Annotated in this window: 13 protein-coding genes; 6 read left to right on the top strand and 7 right to left on the bottom strand. The window is 27.4% G+C overall.

Going from position 1 to position 18,927, the window contains the following annotated elements:
* Window positions 1-356 precede the first annotated feature (356 nt).
* The 3 genes from MBFIL_RS06425 to MBFIL_RS06415 form a co-directional block, all read right to left on the bottom strand.
* On the bottom strand, window positions 357-635 hold the full coding sequence (locus tag MBFIL_RS06425; RefSeq protein ID WP_066972741.1) for a hypothetical protein: 279 nt from the start codon (window positions 633-635) through the stop codon (window positions 357-359).
* 348 nt (window positions 636-983) lie between these two features.
* Entirely contained in the window at window positions 984-2,390 is a 1,407-nt protein-coding gene (locus MBFIL_RS06420) for an MATE family efflux transporter (RefSeq protein ID WP_066972739.1), read from the bottom strand.
* 87 nt (window positions 2,391-2,477) lie between these two features.
* Window positions 2,478-3,071, bottom strand: a complete 594-nt coding sequence (locus MBFIL_RS06415; RefSeq protein ID WP_066972735.1) for a MarR family winged helix-turn-helix transcriptional regulator — start codon at window positions 3,069-3,071, stop codon at window positions 2,478-2,480.
* Window positions 3,072-3,502: 431 nt separating this feature from the next.
* Between MBFIL_RS06415 and MBFIL_RS06410 the strand changes: the two genes are divergently transcribed.
* Entirely contained in the window at window positions 3,503-4,492 is a 990-nt protein-coding gene (locus MBFIL_RS06410; RefSeq protein WP_066972733.1) for a DUF2207 family protein, read from the top strand.
* Window positions 4,493-4,739: 247 nt separating this feature from the next.
* Here the strand turns inward: MBFIL_RS06410 and MBFIL_RS06405 are convergent, their stop codons facing one another.
* Window positions 4,740-13,121 carry a beta strand repeat-containing protein gene (locus MBFIL_RS06405; RefSeq protein ID WP_066972731.1) on the bottom strand — a complete coding sequence of 2,794 codons (8,382 nt, stop codon included), beginning with the start codon at window positions 13,119-13,121 and terminating at the stop codon, window positions 4,740-4,742.
* A 582-nt stretch (window positions 13,122-13,703) separates the two neighbouring features.
* Here MBFIL_RS06405 and MBFIL_RS11005 point away from each other — a divergent pair.
* From MBFIL_RS11005 to MBFIL_RS06395, 4 genes are all read left to right on the top strand, one after another.
* The gene (locus MBFIL_RS11005) at window positions 13,704-13,823 is read left to right on the top strand and encodes a CocE/NonD family hydrolase (RefSeq protein WP_245637467.1); all 120 of its coding nucleotides are present in this window, start codon (window positions 13,704-13,706) and stop codon (window positions 13,821-13,823) included.
* A 425-nt stretch (window positions 13,824-14,248) separates the two neighbouring features.
* Entirely contained in the window at window positions 14,249-14,482 is a 234-nt protein-coding gene (locus MBFIL_RS06400) for a PIN domain-containing protein (protein ID WP_157078707.1), read from the top strand.
* Window positions 14,475-14,633 carry a hypothetical protein gene (locus tag MBFIL_RS10605; protein WP_157078706.1) on the top strand — a complete coding sequence of 53 codons (159 nt, stop codon included), beginning with the start codon at window positions 14,475-14,477 and terminating at the stop codon, window positions 14,631-14,633. Before MBFIL_RS06400 ends, MBFIL_RS10605 begins: the two co-directional genes overlap by 8 nt.
* A gap of 44 nt (window positions 14,634-14,677) precedes the next feature.
* Window positions 14,678-14,878, top strand: a complete 201-nt coding sequence (locus MBFIL_RS06395) for a hypothetical protein (RefSeq protein ID WP_066972724.1) — start codon at window positions 14,678-14,680, stop codon at window positions 14,876-14,878.
* A 65-nt stretch (window positions 14,879-14,943) separates the two neighbouring features.
* Here MBFIL_RS06395 and MBFIL_RS06390 read toward each other — a convergent pair whose 3' ends face one another.
* Entirely contained in the window at window positions 14,944-16,347 is a 1,404-nt protein-coding gene (locus tag MBFIL_RS06390) for an MmgE/PrpD family protein (protein WP_066972721.1), read from the bottom strand.
* A 259-nt stretch (window positions 16,348-16,606) separates the two neighbouring features.
* Window positions 16,607-17,872: a TiaS agmantine-binding domain-containing protein gene (locus MBFIL_RS06385; RefSeq protein ID WP_394328415.1), complete on the bottom strand. Its 1,266-nt coding sequence runs from the start codon at window positions 17,870-17,872 to the stop codon at window positions 16,607-16,609.
* A gap of 329 nt (window positions 17,873-18,201) precedes the next feature.
* On the opposite strand from MBFIL_RS06385, the gene MBFIL_RS11125 reads away from it, so the two are divergent.
* Window positions 18,202-18,333, top strand: a complete 132-nt coding sequence (locus tag MBFIL_RS11125; protein ID WP_281192532.1) for a hypothetical protein — start codon at window positions 18,202-18,204, stop codon at window positions 18,331-18,333.
* On the opposite strand, the gene MBFIL_RS11265 is transcribed toward MBFIL_RS11125, so the two are convergent.
* A complete protein-coding gene (locus MBFIL_RS11265; protein WP_369324007.1) occupies window positions 18,330-18,479 on the bottom strand; it encodes a hypothetical protein in 150 nt (49 codons plus the stop codon). The two genes, MBFIL_RS11125 and MBFIL_RS11265, sit on opposite strands and share 4 nt — an antisense overlap.
* Window positions 18,480-18,927: the final 448 nt, after the last annotated feature.

Here is an 18,927-nt window from a genome sequence, read left to right as displayed (position 1 = left end):
AAAATCTTCAAATCATAAAAAACACATTTAAAAAGTTTAAAACTAAAACACAAAAAATAGACCAAAAAACTAAAACAAAAACTAAAAAACATCTAAAACCATATCCAACAATCATAAACCTTTATTTCAATTATGGATAATCTCCTAAAAAAAGTAAGTATATTTATTTAAGATGTAATATATCTTAAATCTAAAAACGAGAGCTATTAATATATTCCTAATTCTTCCATTAAAGCCATGTAAACACAATCAAATAATGTTTAATGAGCCATAGATCTCTTTAGCTCTTGCATGATCATTATTACTCTTAACATATAAATTAATTAAAAAATTAGCATCTAAAAAAATCATGTAATTTAATACTCCATTCGTCTTAATTCATCTAATGCTTTCTTTGTATCGAAAGGTTCATCGGTTTCGATTACACCAATCAATTTTCTACTTCTTTCAGAGTCGGGTTTCCTATTCTTATTAGCTATTAAGTGTTCTGGAATGTTAGACTCTGCATTGTTTAGTCCTTTCTTCAACATATCATTAATAACTTTGTTTTTAGTAGTATTTTTTCTTTTAGCTATACTATTAATATTTTTTAAGATTTTATCATCTATTATGATCTTTGTTTCAATAAAAGTCATTAATTTCACCTATTTAAACTCATTTTTGTGTATATATTATATTATTTTATATTATTAAATATTTCATTAAAGACATATATAATTTTGATTTGAGTTTACTAATTTGAACAAAATGTAAAACATAGTTGCTCAAAAAATGTGACATATAATCATTTTTAATTCTTATAAAATATATGATAAAAATGCTTTAAATTGAATTTAAATGTTTTTCAAATGATATTTCTGAACATTTAATTTACTGCATATGTTACAAAGCTTTTGGAATATACTATAGTTAAAAAATTATAAACAAAAAAATTATAAAATAAAAATTAAAGAAGTTCAAAAAGAAGAATCCTCTAATTTAAGCTAATTTAAGAGGTTTTTCGTTTTAGTTTCTTTATTATCTGAGTTTTTCAAGTTTCTTAAAAATATTCTATAATAGATGTAATTAATTATTGATCCAAGGGTTACACCTGTTAAAATACCCCAATAGACTCCAATCTCTCCAAACCCCAATAATACTCCTAATATATAAGAAAATGTTAAGGTTAATAATATGTCTCTTGTGGAGTTTAAAATTAGGGATGTTACACCTTTTCCTGCTCCTTGGAATATCGCTGTTGATATTATTCCAAATGGAAGAACTATAAAAAATGGTGAAAGTATTCTAATGAAGTACTCGATTTGAGAAGCTATTAATCCATTACTTGTTGAGTATGCAAATAGCTGTGCTATATTTGGTGCAAAAATAAAAATTATGACTGTTAAAACTGCACCTAAAACTACACCTAATTTTATTCCATAGTTACTTATCATTTCAAGGTTTATGTAATTTTTAGCACCTATTGCAACTCCTGAAATAGCTAATGTTGCTGATTCTATTGATACTGCAGGAATAACTCCGAGAGTAATCACTTGCCACCCTATTGTATAAACTGCCACTGCTGATGATCCTGCAACCATTGCTAAAATAGCATTAGTTCCAACTGCAGACAAAGACATCATAAATTCTTCTAAACTTGTAGGTAATGCTACATTTAAAGTATCCTTAATGATATCCATAGAAAAGTGGAAGTTTTTCAATTTGAATGAAATATAGCTATCTTGTTTCATTAAAATCCAATAAACCATTACTATTAATGAGATAAATGAAGCAAGTACAGTTGATAATGCTGCACCAGTTACACCCATATTTAAAGCATAAATAAATATAGGGTCTAAAATCATATTTAATAGACTAATTGATATCATAGCATATGTAGCTCTTTTCATATCTCCTTCTGCCCTTAAAAGATTTGAAATTGTTACACTTAAGAGCAATGGTAAAGCTCCTAAAAATATAATACTTCCATAATCCATACTTAGTTTTAATACAGTCCCTGCTCCTATTAAAAGTAAGATATCCTTTAAAAAGAAAAGAAACAGACTTGAAATGATTATTGAAGCTATTAAAGTTATGAGCAATGAATGTAATGCTACATTATCCACTTTCTTTTTATTCTCTTCTCCAATCGAACGAGCAATTAATGAAATAGTTCCTGCTCCTAATCCTTGTCCCATTCCAACAATAATTGTATATAGTGGTGCTACAAACCCTACAGCTGCAACTGCACTTATTCCAATTCCAGAGACCCATATAATATTTACTAAGCTATTCCCTATGAAAATTATCATAGTAAGCATCATAGGCCATGCAAAATTTCTTAAAGCTTTTTTAGGGTCTTTTTTCATTAATTCAACCCTATCCTCCCCATTTTTATTGTCAGCTGCCATGTTATCCCATCATATCATTTTTACATCATTTAAAATATTTAATAATATCTAATAATATCTAATAAGATTTAATAAGATTTAATAAAATCATTTCCATAGATCATCTTCATCAAATGGTCTTTTAAAACCTTTGGAAAATGGATGGTCCATAAAATCACGACTTCCACGGTGCCCATGATGATGTCCATGTCCTCTATGATGATGGAACTTTTCTTTGAAATCTGATTCTTCAAATTCATATTTTAAGGATTTAGAGAGTTTTTCAAGTATGATGGATAATTGTTCTTTTTCAGTATCATTAATATTTTCAAATATTTTATCAATTAAATTAGTTTGGGATTCAGCTATTTCTTCAGCTTTTTTTCTTCCATTATCAGTTAAATAGATATTAGCTATTCTTTTATCATCAGGATTAGTCTTTTTAGTTACATATCCACTTTTTACAAGTTTTTCAATTAATTCTCCTGCTGAAGATGGACGAATATCTAATAATTCTACTATGTCTTTATTGGTTAATCCTTCCTTTTCAAGCAATATTTTAAGTAAAAGAGCCTGACTTCTAGGAACACCATAATCTTCATGATTAAACTTATTTACAAAGTGAATTCTACGAAATATATTAGAAGTTTGGATTAATTGATGATACAACTTTTTTAAATCAGTGTTTTTTTCATTTGACATTGTATTAACTCTCCATTAAATAGTTAAGGTTTTAGAAATAATATTTAAAATAAAATAATTTAAATATTTAGGAACCTTACTATATTATAATATAGTAAGGAACCTTAATAAACTTTTCGATTAAATTGATTTTGTATAAAAATGTTACCTACAATAACCTATTTTAGGATTGTATGAGCTGACTTGGAGATAGTTTTCTAAGCTCATTATTTGCTATAAAAACTGATTTTACCCCAAATTATATATTGATAAAATGTATTGTATACTATTAAATAGTTCTAATAATGTTTAAAAAATAAATAATCCATATGATCAAAATTAGAATAAGAAAAAAAGATATTAGAAATCAATACAAAATAAAGAACTTAATAAAAAATATTAATAAGTATAGCAAATAAAAAATACATACAACACAATGTAGAAGTGATAATATGCCTATTAAAAATCAAGAAAACGATTATCCAACAGAAAAACCACCAACAAATCATCCTCCTGGATTAATACATTGTCTTTTTAGTGGTGGAATTAATAAAACAGTTGGTGAAACAAATATAGTTAGTTTTTACACTACAATATTAGATTTGATTAGTCGAAAATATTTAAGAGTTAAAATAAAAACTGTATGGTACAAAAGAGAATATGGAGATATAATTCCAAAATACGAAATTACAATGAAAAGAAATGCAAGAAGACATTATAAGGAGTTAAATAAATTTGAAGTTAATGTGCTGAGTTGCTTAACCTCACTAGAAATACATGGAATTATTGATCTTTTAAATTACGAAGAACTGTTTAAAAAACGAGTAAGAGCTAATAAATTCCAACGAAACTATAAAGAATGGAGTGAAAACATACATAAAAAATATTTTGAAGACAATGAGTTTAAATATTTCAATCCAAACAAAAGTGACAAATTAAAGACATTAGGTATGATTTTAATGTTAATTATGATCTTCACACTCATACTTGCAATGGTTATTGAAGCATGGCTAATATCCATTAGTTTCCTCACATTTATTTCAGGAATATTTTTAGTTTTATCACCTCAAAAAGATCTTGGAGGATGGAGCGAAGAAGGGATGGAACTGAAAGAAAAATGGGAAGATTTTAAATATTATTTAATTAAAGATTTACGCAAAACAAGAGGAAAAAATAGATTTAATAATTTATGGAACCAATATTTACAGTATGTAATTGCATTAGAAATTGGAGAAACTTTTAATATAAATTTAATAGAAAATATAAAAAATTCAAATATGAAAGAAACCTCAGGATATTTAGAAGCAAATCTATTTGATCAATATGGTGGATTTGATTTAATAAAAAAGATAGTGAAAGAAGGATTAAAGGCTGACGGATCTTATGAATCTAAAAAGAGATACAACACTTCAGGTAATTTTGTTCCAGGCTATGGAATATAATAAAAAGAACAAACTCATCAAATTCAATTATTTAATCCAAGGATTTAATGAATTCTCATTATTCCTTTTTTAAAGAGCTATTTATTTTACAGGATGATACTTTATAAAGAGCTATTCGTTTTACCAATAGTAATGTAGTTATTAAATGTTTAAAAAAATTAAAAAATGTTTTTCACAGTAAAAAACGTATTACTATCTTTTTAGGATTAAATTCTTGACAAAAATAAAATATGAAGAAATAAAAGTATTATTTCTTCTTAGGATTATATTCGAAAATAGCTATTCCTTTTTTATTTGTTTTAGATTTTCCAACATATTTTCCTGCAACATAGAATTTAATGTATTTACCAGCTAATGCTTTTCCTTTATTAGTAGTTAATTTAGCTTTCAAAGTTACAGTTTTATTATATTTAGTTTTAGTATAGTATATTGTAGTGATTGTTTTTTCTTTAGATTTAGCAATGTAGGTGTAAGTTTTAGACAATTTATTGTATTTACTGTCTCCAGCGAACTTAATTTGTAATTTATTTGAACCTTTGAGTGTGGTTTTTATAGTAAATTCACCTTTACTATTAGTTTTATAAGTACCTATTTTTTTACCATTTATATAGACTGTGAATGTTTTGTTTGGAACTGGCTTGCCTTCACTGTTGGTAGCTTTGACTTTTATTGTTTTTTTATCTCCAACAGATCCAGTTGGTAATGTAGTGGCTAAAGTGATTTTATCTTTAGTTACAGTTACAGTAGATGCTGATGATGATGTTGAAGACCCATAAACACCTGTAGGATCAGTGAAGGATGAAGTGTAAGTTAATGTGCCTGTTTTTGTTGGAGTATATCTAAAGTAAGCTACGCCTTTTACATCAGTAACAGCCGTTCCGATAATTTTTCCATTAACATAGAATTTAATCTCTTTACCATCAATAGGTTTACCATTACTGTCTTTTAAAATAGATTCAAGTTTAACAGAGTTATCAACAGCCACTATTACATTTAATGTATTGATTTGGGTTGGAATTGCAACTGAGACAATAGTTACTGAACTACTATTGTTACTATTAGTATTATTTCCACTTGCTGAAACATTAGCAGAATTACTAATGTTACCTATAGCTATTATAGTAGCATTGATTGTAAGTGTTACGGTTTCACCAGCCACAATCCCACCAATAGTCCATAATCCATTAATATTATTATAAGATCCTTGTGTTACAGATGCTTTATTAAATTTCAACTTAGTACTATCTATTATTTCAGTTACAAGAACTCCAGTAGCATCAATAACACCATTATTCACTACATTAATGGTATAAATCACAGTATCTCCAACATGACCCTTAGCACTATTATTAATTCCATTAATACTAGCTATTTTAACAATACTAATATTAACATTGTTATTCACAATAAAAGTAGTACTGTTAACAGCACCAACATACTTATCATTGCCATCAAATGCAGCAACAACATTAATTATGCCAGTTGAATTAACAAGATAATTAATATTCCAATTACCACTAGCATCAGTAGTAATATTATAGCTAACACCATTAACAGTCACAACAACTCTCACATTACTAATAGCCTTATTATTCTCATCTAACAATGTACCTTTAATATTAACATTGCTACCCACATTAGCATTTGTAACAGTATTAATGACCAATGTGCTATTTAAAGCCAAACCATTAAAAATAGTACTATTTACAGTAGCAACATGAACAGCATTACCATTAAACTCAGCAACAACATTAATATTTCCAGAAGACTTAACAAAATAACTGATATTCCACTTACCACTTGCATCAGTAGTACTATTATAGCTAACACCATTAACAGCCACAACAACACTCACATTACTAATGACCTTATTATTCTCACCTAATAAAGTTCCATTAATACTAACACTACTATTCACCTTAGTATCCACAACAGGATTAATAACCAAAATACTATTCAAAGCCAAACCATCAAAATTAGTGCTATTTACAGCAGCAGCATAAACAGTATTACCATTAAACTCAGCAACAACATTAATATTTCCAGGAAACTTAACAAAATAACTGATATTCCACTTACCACTTGCATCAGTAGTACTATTATAACTAACACCATTAACAGCCACAACAACACTTACATTACCAATCGCACTATTACCCTCACCAAACAAGCTACCATTAATACTAACACTACTATTCACCTTAGTATCCACAACAGGATTAATAACCAAAGTACTATTCAAAGACACTCCACTAAAACTAGTGCTATTTACAGCAGCAGCATAAACAGTATTACCATTAAACTCAGCAACAACATTAATATTTCCAGAAGACTTAACAAAATAACTGATATTCCACTTACCACTTGCATCAGTAGTACTATTATAATTAACACCATTAACAGTCACAACAACTTTTACATTACTAATTGCATTATTATTTTCATCTAACAATGTACCATTAATATTAACATTACTATTCATCTTAGCATTTGTGACAGGATTAATGACTAATGTGCTATTTAAAGCCAAACTATTAAAATTAGTGCTATTTACAGCAGCAGCATAAACAGTATTACCATTAAACTCAACAACAACATTAAATAGTCCAGTTGAATTAACAAGATAAATAATACTCCACTTACCACTGGCATCAGTAATACTATTATAACTAACACCATTAACAGTCACAACAACACCAACATTACCAATCACACTATTATTTTCATCTAACAATGTACCATTAATACTAACACTACTATTCACCTTAGTATCCACAACAGGGTTAATAAATAATGTACTATTTAAAGACACTCCATTAAAACTTGTCTTATTTACAGCAGCAGCATGGTTAGTATTACCATTAAAGATAGCAACAACATTAAATAGTCCAGTTGAATTAACAAGATAAGTAATACTCCACTTACCACTGGCATCTGTCATAGCATTATAATTAACACCATTAACAGCCACAACAACACTCACATTACCAATCACACTATTATTCTCACCAAACAAAGTACCATTAATACTAACATTACTATTTATTTTAGTATCCAGGATAGGATTGATAATTAGTGTACTATTTAAAGCCACTCCATTGAAATAAGTTGTATTAACAGCAGCAGCATAATGAGCATTACCAACAAACTCAGCAACAACATTGACTAACTCGTTTGAATTAACAAGATAAATAATACTCCAGTTACCACTACTATCAGTAGTAGCATTATAAGCAACATTATTAATAGTTAAATTAATAGTAACACCACCAATCGGAGCACCATTCTCATCAAACAAAGTACCATTAATACTAACACTACTATTCACCTTAACATCCACAATATGATTAATAACCAAAGTACTATTCAAAGCCAAACCATCAAAATAAGTTGCATTAGCAGCACCAGCATGATTAGCATTACCAACAAACTCAGCAACAACATTAATACGTCCAGTCAAACTCAAGTGATAATTAATATTCCAATTACCACTTGCATTAGTAGTAGCATTATAAGCAACATTATTAATAGTTAAATTAATAGTAACACCACCAATCGGAGCACCATTCTCACCAAACAAAGTACCATTAATACTAACACTACTATTCACCTTAGTACCAGGAACAGGATTGATAACTAATGTACTATTTAAAGAAATTCCATTAAAACTAGTGCTATTTACAGCAGCAGTATGATTAGTATTGCCAACAAACTCAGCAACAACATTAATAATACCAGTTGAAATCACATGATAAGTAATATTCCACTTGCCATCTGCCTTAGTAGTAACATTATAAGTAACACCATTAACAGCCAAATTAACAATAACACCACCAATCGGAACACCACCCTCATCAAATAGAGTACCATTAATACTAACACTACTATTCACCTTAGCATCCACAATATGACTAATAATCAAAGTACTATTCAAAGCCAAACCATCAAAATAAGTTGCATTAGCAGCACCAGTATAATTAACATTACCAACAAACTCAGCAACAACATTAATACGTCCAGTCAAACCCACATGATAAGTAATACTCCAATTACCACCCGCATTAGTAGTAACATTATAAGCAACACCATTAACAGTCAAATTAACAATAACACCACCAATCGGAGCACCATTCTCATCTAACAAAGTACCATTAATACTAACACTACTATTCACCTTAGCATCCACAATATGACTAATAATCAAAGTACTATTCAAAGCCAAACCATCAAAATAAGTTGCATTAGCAGCACCAGTATAATTAACATTACCAACAAACTCAGCAACAACATTAATACGTCCAGTCAACCCCACATGATAATTAATATTCCAATTACCACCCGCATTAGTAGCAGCATTATAAGCAACCCCATTAACGGTCAAATTAATAGTAACACCACTAATCGGAGCACCATTCTCATCTAACAAAGTTCCATTAATATTAACACTACTATTAATCTTAGTATTCACAATATGATTAATAATCAAAGTACTATTCAAAGCCAAACCATCAAAATAAGTTGCATTAGCAGCACCAGTATAATTAACATTACCAACAAACTCAGCAACAACATTAATATTTCCAGTTGAACCTACAAAATAGCTAATATTCCAATTACCCCTGGCATCAGTAGTAGCATTGTAAGCAACATTATTAACAGTTAAATTAATAGTAACACCACTAATCGGAGCACCTTTTTCATCTAATAAATTACCATTAATACTAACATTACTATTAATCTTAGTATTTACAATAGGATTAATGATTAAAGTACTGTTTAAAGGATTTACGTGGATTGTTGTGCTTGTGTTTGTGTTACTTCCATTAAGTATTATTTCATTTGCAGTTATATTTGCAATATTTTCTATTGTTCCGATGTTAGCTATTATTACTTCGATTTCTAGTGTAGCTGTTTGATTAACATTTAATGTTCCAATATTCCATAATCCTGTAGTATTATTGTAAGTTCCAGTTGAAGAGTTGTGTGTAATGTAAGTTAATTTAGAATCTAAGATATCGTGCACTTTTACATTACTTGCATTATCTAAGCCATTGTTTTTAACAGTTATGGTGTATTTAACATGGTCGCCGATGTGGGAGGTGTTAAGACCAGTTACATTAGATATCTTTGTAATGTTTAAATTAACTGCTGGTGTGATAGTGATTGTTACTGTGGAGTTTATATTTGGATTAACAAGTGTTTCAATAGCTGTTACATTATTTGCAGTGTTATTTACTGTTCCTGATTTAATAGCTTGAACAATCATGTTGAGAGTTACATTTGTCTTATCTTCAATATCTCCAACAGTCCAAATACCTGTTGCATTATTGTATGATGAGCCTCCAGTCACGTTCAGAAGTTTAAAATTATCATTAAGTAAATCAGTGAAAGTAACATTAGATGCAATATCATTTCCATTGTTAATTATGATTATTGTAAAGTTAATAGTGCCATTATTAGAAACATTAGTCACATTTGCAACTTTGACAATAGTGAGATTAACCTGGATATTTGATTCATCTTCAATAATAAGAATAAGATTTTCATCATCTACTAAAGCATGGATTGATCCTTGAAGATCAGTGCCAGATAGCATGACCTCTTTTGAAAATGTGAATGTTCTTATATCATCACTAATGTTATTAACAACACTTGTACTGTTTTTAAGTAATATCTTTACTGTGAAGTAAGGTAATAAACCTGGATTATTAGTAGTATTAGTAGCTATATTATTCAATGTTAAGGTGTAAGATAAATTTGCTGGAACATTTTTTGTGTAATTTCTTGTTGCATTTGCAGTTGTGTTAAATGTTGAGTTAAGTGAAAGTTGTAATACATACCAATATGTAAGATTTAAATTTGTTCCAGAATTGCTGTATTGGTTAGTGATATTATTTTTCCCCCACCAATTGAAGTTTGCGTTAGTGTTGATTCCTGAGTTTAGCATACCTAAAGTATTTTGATAGATTCTGTTATAATTTAGAGTGTTGTTAGATCCAGTGATATTTACACCTACAACTGTGTTATTCACAATTGTTGTGCCTATTATGGTATTATTAAAGCCACTTATTATAGCTCCTATTTCATTTCCATCTAATGTTCCATTAGTGAAAACACTATTATTTCCTAAAAAATGAATAGCTAGTGAGTTATTAGATAATGTAAGGTTAATAAGAGTGTTTCGAAGAGCGGTGGTGTTTATTGTTATTGCAGTGTTAGATATATTACAAATATTAGAATTAATAATAGTATTATTGTTTCCAGTGATAATAATAAATCCTTGATATGCAGTGTCAAGAACAGATTCCTGTGAAATCACATAATTACTATTATTACCTCTTATATCATAAGTATAATTATTATCTTTAATAATAGTTCCATTTGCAGTTAAATTATCAAGAGTATAATTAATATTACCATATATAAACTGGATAGCTATACCATTATCTGAAATATTAGTATTATTTAATGTGAAATTAGTGGTGATAAATCCAATAGCTTGAGTATTGTTTGTAAAATTAGAACTACTCACAACAACATTACCACCAGTGTAAATCCCACCACCATATCCTGCAGAATTATTAATAAAACTAGAATTACTCAAATTAAAATTAGCACCATTATAAATAGCACCACCATAACCTGCAGAATTATTAATAAAACTAGAATTACTCAAATTAAAATTACCACCATTATAAATAGCACCACCATAACCAGAACCACTACTATTTACACCATTATTAGTGAAATTAGAACTACTCAAACTAAAATTACCACCATTATAAATAACACCACCATAACCATAACCACTACTATTTACATTATTAGCGAAATTAGAACTATTTATACTGAAAGTAGTACCCGTATTGTAAATAACGCCACCATAACTATAACCGCCATTAACCTTCATACTATTATTAGTGAAATTAGAACTACTCAAACTAAAATTACCACCATTATAAATAACACCACCATAACCAGAACTACTACTATTTACGCCATTATTAGCGAAATTAGAACTATTTATACTGAAAGTAGTACCCGTATTGTAAATAACGCCACCATAACTATAACTGCCATTAACCTTCATACTATTATTAGTGAAATTAGAACTACTCGAACTAAAATTACCACCATTATAAATAACACCACCATAACCATAACCACTACTATTTACACCATTATTAGCGAAATTAGAACTACTCGAACTAAAATTACCACGATTATAAATAACACCACCAGAACCAGAACCAGAACCACTACTATTTACACCATTATTAGCGAAATTAGAACTATTTATACTGAAAGTAGTACCCGTATTGTAAATAACGCCACCATAATTAGAACTGCCATTAACCTTCATACTATTATTAGTGAAATTAGAACTACTCAAACTAAAATTAGCACTATTATAAATAACACCACCATAGCCACTAGTACGACCACTACCAGTTACAATAATATTGGTGAAATTAGAACTACTTAAATTTAAATTACCACGATTATAAATAGCACCACCAGAACCAGAGCTCGAAGCATTACCATTAACATTTATACGATTATTAGTGAAATTAGAACTACTTAAATTTAAATTACCACTATTATAAATAACACCACCATAACTATCGGAAAAAGCATTAATATTTGTTGAATTTATATAATTATTTGAGAATGAAGAATTAGTAATATATGAATTATTACCAGTACTATAAATGGCACCACCATAACCATCACCACTAGTACCATTCATTATCATAGTTATTCCATTATTTGTAAATGTAGAGCCAACAAGAGTTAAATTACCATTACTAGAAATAACACCACCATAACCATCACTACTAGTGCCATTATGCCTAATAGTTAATCCATTATTTGTAAATATGGAATTGATAACAGTTAAGTTTAGCCGACTATGAATAGCACCACCATAACCACTAGTACCAGTACCAGCATAAACAACACTAATATTATTATTTGTAAATGTAGAATTGTTCACAGTGATATTAGATCCAGTGTTATAAATAGCACCACCATAACTAGTACTCCCTGTAGTAGAACTTACAGCATTACTTGTAAATATACAATTTTTAAATATAACTGTACTGTTACCAGTGATGTAGAATGCAGCGCCATATTGAGTATCTTTACCTTTTCTAAATGTTATATTTTCAAAACTTATGTTATTGTTTGATCCAGATATTGTAAATAATCTTCCGATGTTATTTCCATCAATAATAACTGCGCTTGGTGCACCATTACCTCTAACTGATAAATTTTTATTTGAAAAACTAATGGTGTTAGCACGATCAACTGTTTTATTATATACTCCTGCATTTAGTGTAATGGAATTATTAACAGTTCCTCCACTTGTAACACTATTTACAGACCCATTAATACCAGTAGAAGTAGTATTACTAATTGTAACATCTACAGCACTAGCAGATGAAACACTAAAAAATAAAATAGCTATTAATGATAATATAATAACTATTGTAGTCAAACTTTTAGAAAAAGTTTGATCAAAAGATGTTTCGTGAAACAATCCTTCTGAAGACCCAGAATGCTTTTGTTTTTTTATAGAATGATTATCTAATTTTATATTATTATTTTCATTTTTTTCTAATTCCATCTATTCATTTCCCCTATAATCAACGTAGAAGTGATTTATATATTTAAATTGTAAAATAAGATTAATTTAATAAGTATGGTTAAATTATATCCAACTATAAGATAATATTGACATAATTTAGTATTTATTTCTATAAGATAATATTAATGATAAATAAAATAGTATGTTTTATTAATTATATATAAGTTATATTAATATATAAATGTTACTATTATATCGAACATATAATATATCAATGAAAATTTCTAAAAATCCCCAAAATATATTTAATATTAATTTCAAATAATAATATAACAATTTCTGAATTTTAATAGAACGATTATATAATATAGAAGAATTTTTATGAAAGTGTATTTAGATACTTGTTGTTATAACAGACCTTTTAATGATCAGGATCAAATGGAAATTGAATTAAAAAGCATATCTAAAATTATAATTGAATAACTGAAGTATATAATCATTTTGAGAGAAAATTATAAAAAGGATCAAAGGGATTTCTAAAATTGAAATTTTTAAATAAATACTTTTTTCTTAAGTTGATATGAGTTGATTATTACATTTAACTATTTAGGAAGTTATATCATGAAAATATTAGATGTTTACCTAGAAAATTCAGTGATTGGAGGTTATTTTGATAATGAATTTAAAGAACCTACAATGAAACTTTTTGAAAAATTAAGGGGATGTTCCATAATTCAATAGATAATTAGTTAAGACTTATTTTCTTAAATAAGTATTTTGAGAGCCTTATATTGCTGATAAATTAATTATATGGATATTTAATTAGTTATATAAATTGAATTTTAGCTATTCTAATCCAGTTTATCAATATATTTTTATAAATTCTACATAGAAAGTGGCAAAAATTCTAAATATCATGAAAACATATTATATTTAAAAATGATTAAAATAACTTTGTTTTACTATATATTTAGTTAAAACGCTTAAAAATTAATTAAATAGATTTTCAACGACTTATAGAATTATGGGACATCCCCTTAAAAAATAAAGAGTATAATGCAGTAATTTCTTCTCATGTGATGTTTGAACTGAAAAATGGTGCACCTCAATATGTTATAGATAATTTAGAAACTCTAAATTATGAAGAATAGACAATTAACCGAGAATTGGAAGATTTGGCAGAATTATATCTTAAGAACAATATTGTTAGTAGAAAATATTCTGGTGATGCACTACATATTGCTATTGCAACAGTAATTAGTGTTGATGTACTCGTAAGTTGGAACTTCAAACATATAGTTAACTTAGACAAAATTAAAAAATTTAATGCAGTGAATTTAAATGAAGGATACCATATTTTAGAAATAAGAACTCCAAAAGAGATGATTAATTATGAATAATGAAAAAAATTTAGATGCTATGAAATTTAAAATGCAATTACAAGAAAATGCATGGAAAAAAACTGGTGCTAAAAATTTACATGAATATGTTGAATATGTAAATAAAGTAACAAATAAATTACCCTCAAAAAAGAATATAAAAACCATCTAATATTATAAATCCTATTGATTTTGTAAGAGTTGAAGGTGAATTAAATGAAAAGTGAATTAGTATTAAGATCTGAAGCTATGGGGTTTTTAATTGAAAAATTTGGGATTGTTGGTGCTGAAAGATTTATAAATAGTATTAAAAGAGAAAAATTTGATTACACTGAATGGAGAAGAGATTTACTTAAAGATAAATCTGTTAATGAAATATATAATATGGCTGTTGAATTTCAAAAAAATATTGAATGAAATTTATATTTATACAATGAATGTATTTAATTTTTAAAGTAATATTTATTTAATTTATTTAATATTTAATTTAATCTCAATAACTCATGAAAAAATTCCATAAAGTCATTTATTTTCAATTTATCTAAATTATCAATTTTATTTTCAATAGCTATTATCTTAATTAAATCAATATCCTGATTAATTTCGTTAAATTTATCTAAAATATCTTTTTTAGAAAATGGTTTTCCTGTTTCACCTTGTGGAATATCTGTTAAGTTTTCAAATACATGTCCTGTTGAAGTGGTTATAATTACTTTTGAAGACATTAAATCAGGAGCAAAGGATTCTAATTCACTATCACAGTGAATATTTATTTTATCTGCAATACTTTTAACATCATCTTTACTGAAGTTATCTAGAACATTTATGTCTAGTTTTCCAAATAATAATGCAAGTGCTGCGGAATAAGGTAAACTTTGTTTTAAACCTTCTTTATTAGATATATTATGATTATTATGTTGGCTAGCTATTTTATAAGTATAAATATCTATTTTATCAATATATTTAGTATACTTATCAATATACTTTCTTATTAAACTTTCTCTTAAATTTAGTATTGACTCTATTGAAGAGTGTAAGTGTCTACAAACTGGATATTTTTTTAGATAAACATTATTTATATGGAATTTTCCAAGTTCCTGATCTAAATAGCTATTTTTTAATTTTTGATCTAATTCATTAAAAGTTTTAGTAGCTAAACCTTTAATAAATCCTTCATCACCATCAATTATAGATTCTGTGCCAGTGAACCCGTTTTTAGCTAAAAATGCAGCTAATATTCCATTATAAACAGCATTACCTACATGGAATGGTTTTCCCATTGTTCCTTTATGATCTGACTCTAAAAGCCCTGATGCTGATGTAGTAGCAGTGGATAATGTAGCTATTATCTGATTATAATCTAATTTCAATAGCTTAGCAGCTGTTACACATGAAGCAATTGTACCTATTGTTCCAGTACTATGAAAACCTTGATTCCTATGATTAGGATTGATCAAAGTTCCAAGCACAATAGCTACTTCATAACCTCCAATAACTGCTTCAAAAAACTCATTTCCTGTGTTATTTTCTGCTTGAGAAATAGCTATTGCTGTTGAGAAAATAACTGAACCTAAATGGAGTCCTGCAAATCTATGACCATCATCTAAATCTAATGAATGAGCAGCTATTCCATTAATAAACCCTGCATTTAACGGATTAGTATAAGTCCCATCTATAAATGAAGACTTAAATGCATTGTTGTAGTGATATGCACTAAATAGCTGATTTAATGTTTTAATAGCTATTTTCGTGCTTTCTTCTTTCATACCTCTTAAAGTCACAGCTAAGTAATCCAAAAAACATAATTTGGTTTTTTCTAATGTTTCTTTATCAATATCTTCATAATTTAATTCTAAAATAAAATTTGCAAACTTTGAAGCCATCATATTAATCAAATCCCCAATTAATCCTTATTAATCTTAATTAATATCCATGTAATAATTGTTAATAATCATTATTTATTACTATTTGCATAATAATTGTTAATAATCATTAATATTTGTTATTACTATTTACATAATAATTGTTAATAATCATTAATATTTGTTATTACTATTTACATAATAATTGTTAATAATCATTAATATTTGTTATTACTATTTAAAATATTAATATAATATTTGTTATATATGTTACTATTTATTACTACCTATTAATATTCATTCTGATAAGTGGCTTTGACAAATGCCTTCTTGCAGACACTGGTGTTTCATAGAATTTATCTTCTTTTAGGTTTCTATCTTCAATAATAGCTATTTTTTCACCATCTGGTAATTTAAAACCACATTTTTTACATTTAAATCCTTTATTTTTTCCTGCAGAAGTCATTCTCTTTCCACAATTACATGTTGGATTTTGATAAGTTGTATTTGCTATAAGAGATATTATTTTAATTTTTTCTATATTAAATGTTCCTCCACAACCAATTCCACCATATAATCTAAGATGATCTCCTTTTTTAAGTTCTTTTATTATTTTTCTAAAGTCTTTTGTTGGTTCATATGCTGCAGCTTCAATTTCTCCAGATTCATCTTTAAGTGTGAAAAATAGGTGACCTCCCTCAATAACATGAGGATCATCATCTACAATACCTTCTACTATATAACAACCATATTTTTCCATGTTAGCTATTTTATCTATTTTCCTAAGATGCATATCTGTGTGTTGATTTGTTTTAAATATAGAATAAGAATCTATGGTTTCATCTGCTTCAACTATACCTTTAGCTATTTCAAGAGCATTAACAGACTCCCCTCTTATCCCATAAAGAACTGGACATGGTGTTCTTGGTTCTATTGCAATGTAATCACCATCAATGTTTTCAAAAGTCTCAGGAAATGTTTCTTTATCCATTAATTTAACTGAATCCTTATTTATTTTCCTTTTTTTCCCATAATTATCCTTTACTCGATAGCTAATAAGTTCATATGTATAATCTAGAAGTGGACAAGCTATTGCTGCAATAGAACCAATTATTCCTCGTCCTTTTTTGAATTTATGTATTTCTGCACCAATTTCATTTGCAAATTTTTCTGCTTGCTTAATAGTAATTAAGGAATATATGGTTTTAAATGCATAATCAATCATTTTATCTGTGATTTCACCATCATAGAAGACAACACCAGGATTTGTGTTTTCATGCTCAAACATTGCATGTTCTTTAACATTTTTTAAAACTATTTCTTTGATTTTATTAATATCAGTTTTATTAGAAATAGCTATTTTAAATGATACAGCTCCATTACCTCTGGTTTTATATCTTGCAAATGGATTAAGTCGTATTAAATGAGGATTACCTTCGATATTTATACCATTTTCTTTTAGCTCATTAATTATTATTGATGCTAAGTATGTTGTACACATCCCTTCTGGTGAATCAGTATCATCAATACCTATGTGTAATAATTTTATAAAATCACCTTTTTGAAAACATAATCTTTGTTTAAATAATAGTTTATACAGCCTTAGAAAAAAATAGATAAAGTTAAGCTATTAAATAAAATATAAAATTAAATTATAAAAATTTTTACATTTATTAATGAATTTTTCAGCTTTAGTTATATCTTCTTTGGCTTCTTGTTTCTGGTCATAAAAGTTAAATCATGATCAGCATCTCCACGGTCTTCTTCTAATTTTAGTAAATACATAAATGTTGTGTTTGAAATTATCTTTATGAACATACTCAAAACTAAATAAATTAATTACTCCACTATGTTTTTTGGTTTAAAAAACTGCATAATATGCATGATTTACAGCCACATCATATTCCTCATATCCCAATGCATTCTTTTACAGATTGGAGCATCCTTAAACTTTTTTCAAATGCTAATCCCATATCCTCCAATTACAACACCTTCTTCGGCTACACTTAAATAAAAAGCAGTATGTTTATACCTATCATAGTCTTCTTTATTTTTACTGAAATATATTCCATTGTTTTTAGTAAAAATTCAGAAACTTTTTTGTACACTTTATGTTTTATTTTATTTTTATCTTTAGTAATAATTAAAATATCTATATCGGAATCTTCATTATCTTCATCACGAGCAACAGAACCAAATAAAATTATTTTTTTTCTATTTCTAGATTATTTAAAGAATTAGCAAATTCAATAGCTAATTCTCTTATATCAATAGGTCCTTGTTTTTCAATAAACTCATTAATTGAATCCATTTTTTACCTCTTAAAAATAATTCTTTATAATTAATTATTTGTTAAAGTAATATAATAAACTTTTTTATTAAAACTATTAAAACATTATTTATAAACTTATTCGTTTTACCGAATGATAATTTATAAAGACCTATTCGTTTTACCGAATGATAATGTAGTTATTAAATTGGCTGTGCAATAATTAATTTTTCAGTTGATGGATGACAGTGAATTTTCTTAGTTGTGGTTAGATTGTAAATTATTTTTTGTAGTTTTTTTTATTTGTTGTCTATGTTTTTCATTGAATATCTATT

The sequence above is a fragment of the Methanobrevibacter filiformis genome, from assembly GCF_001639265.1.
GTDB lineage: Archaea > Methanobacteriota > Methanobacteria > Methanobacteriales > Methanobacteriaceae > Methanacia > Methanacia filiformis.
This window is presented reverse-complemented; position numbering and strand designations above follow the sequence as displayed.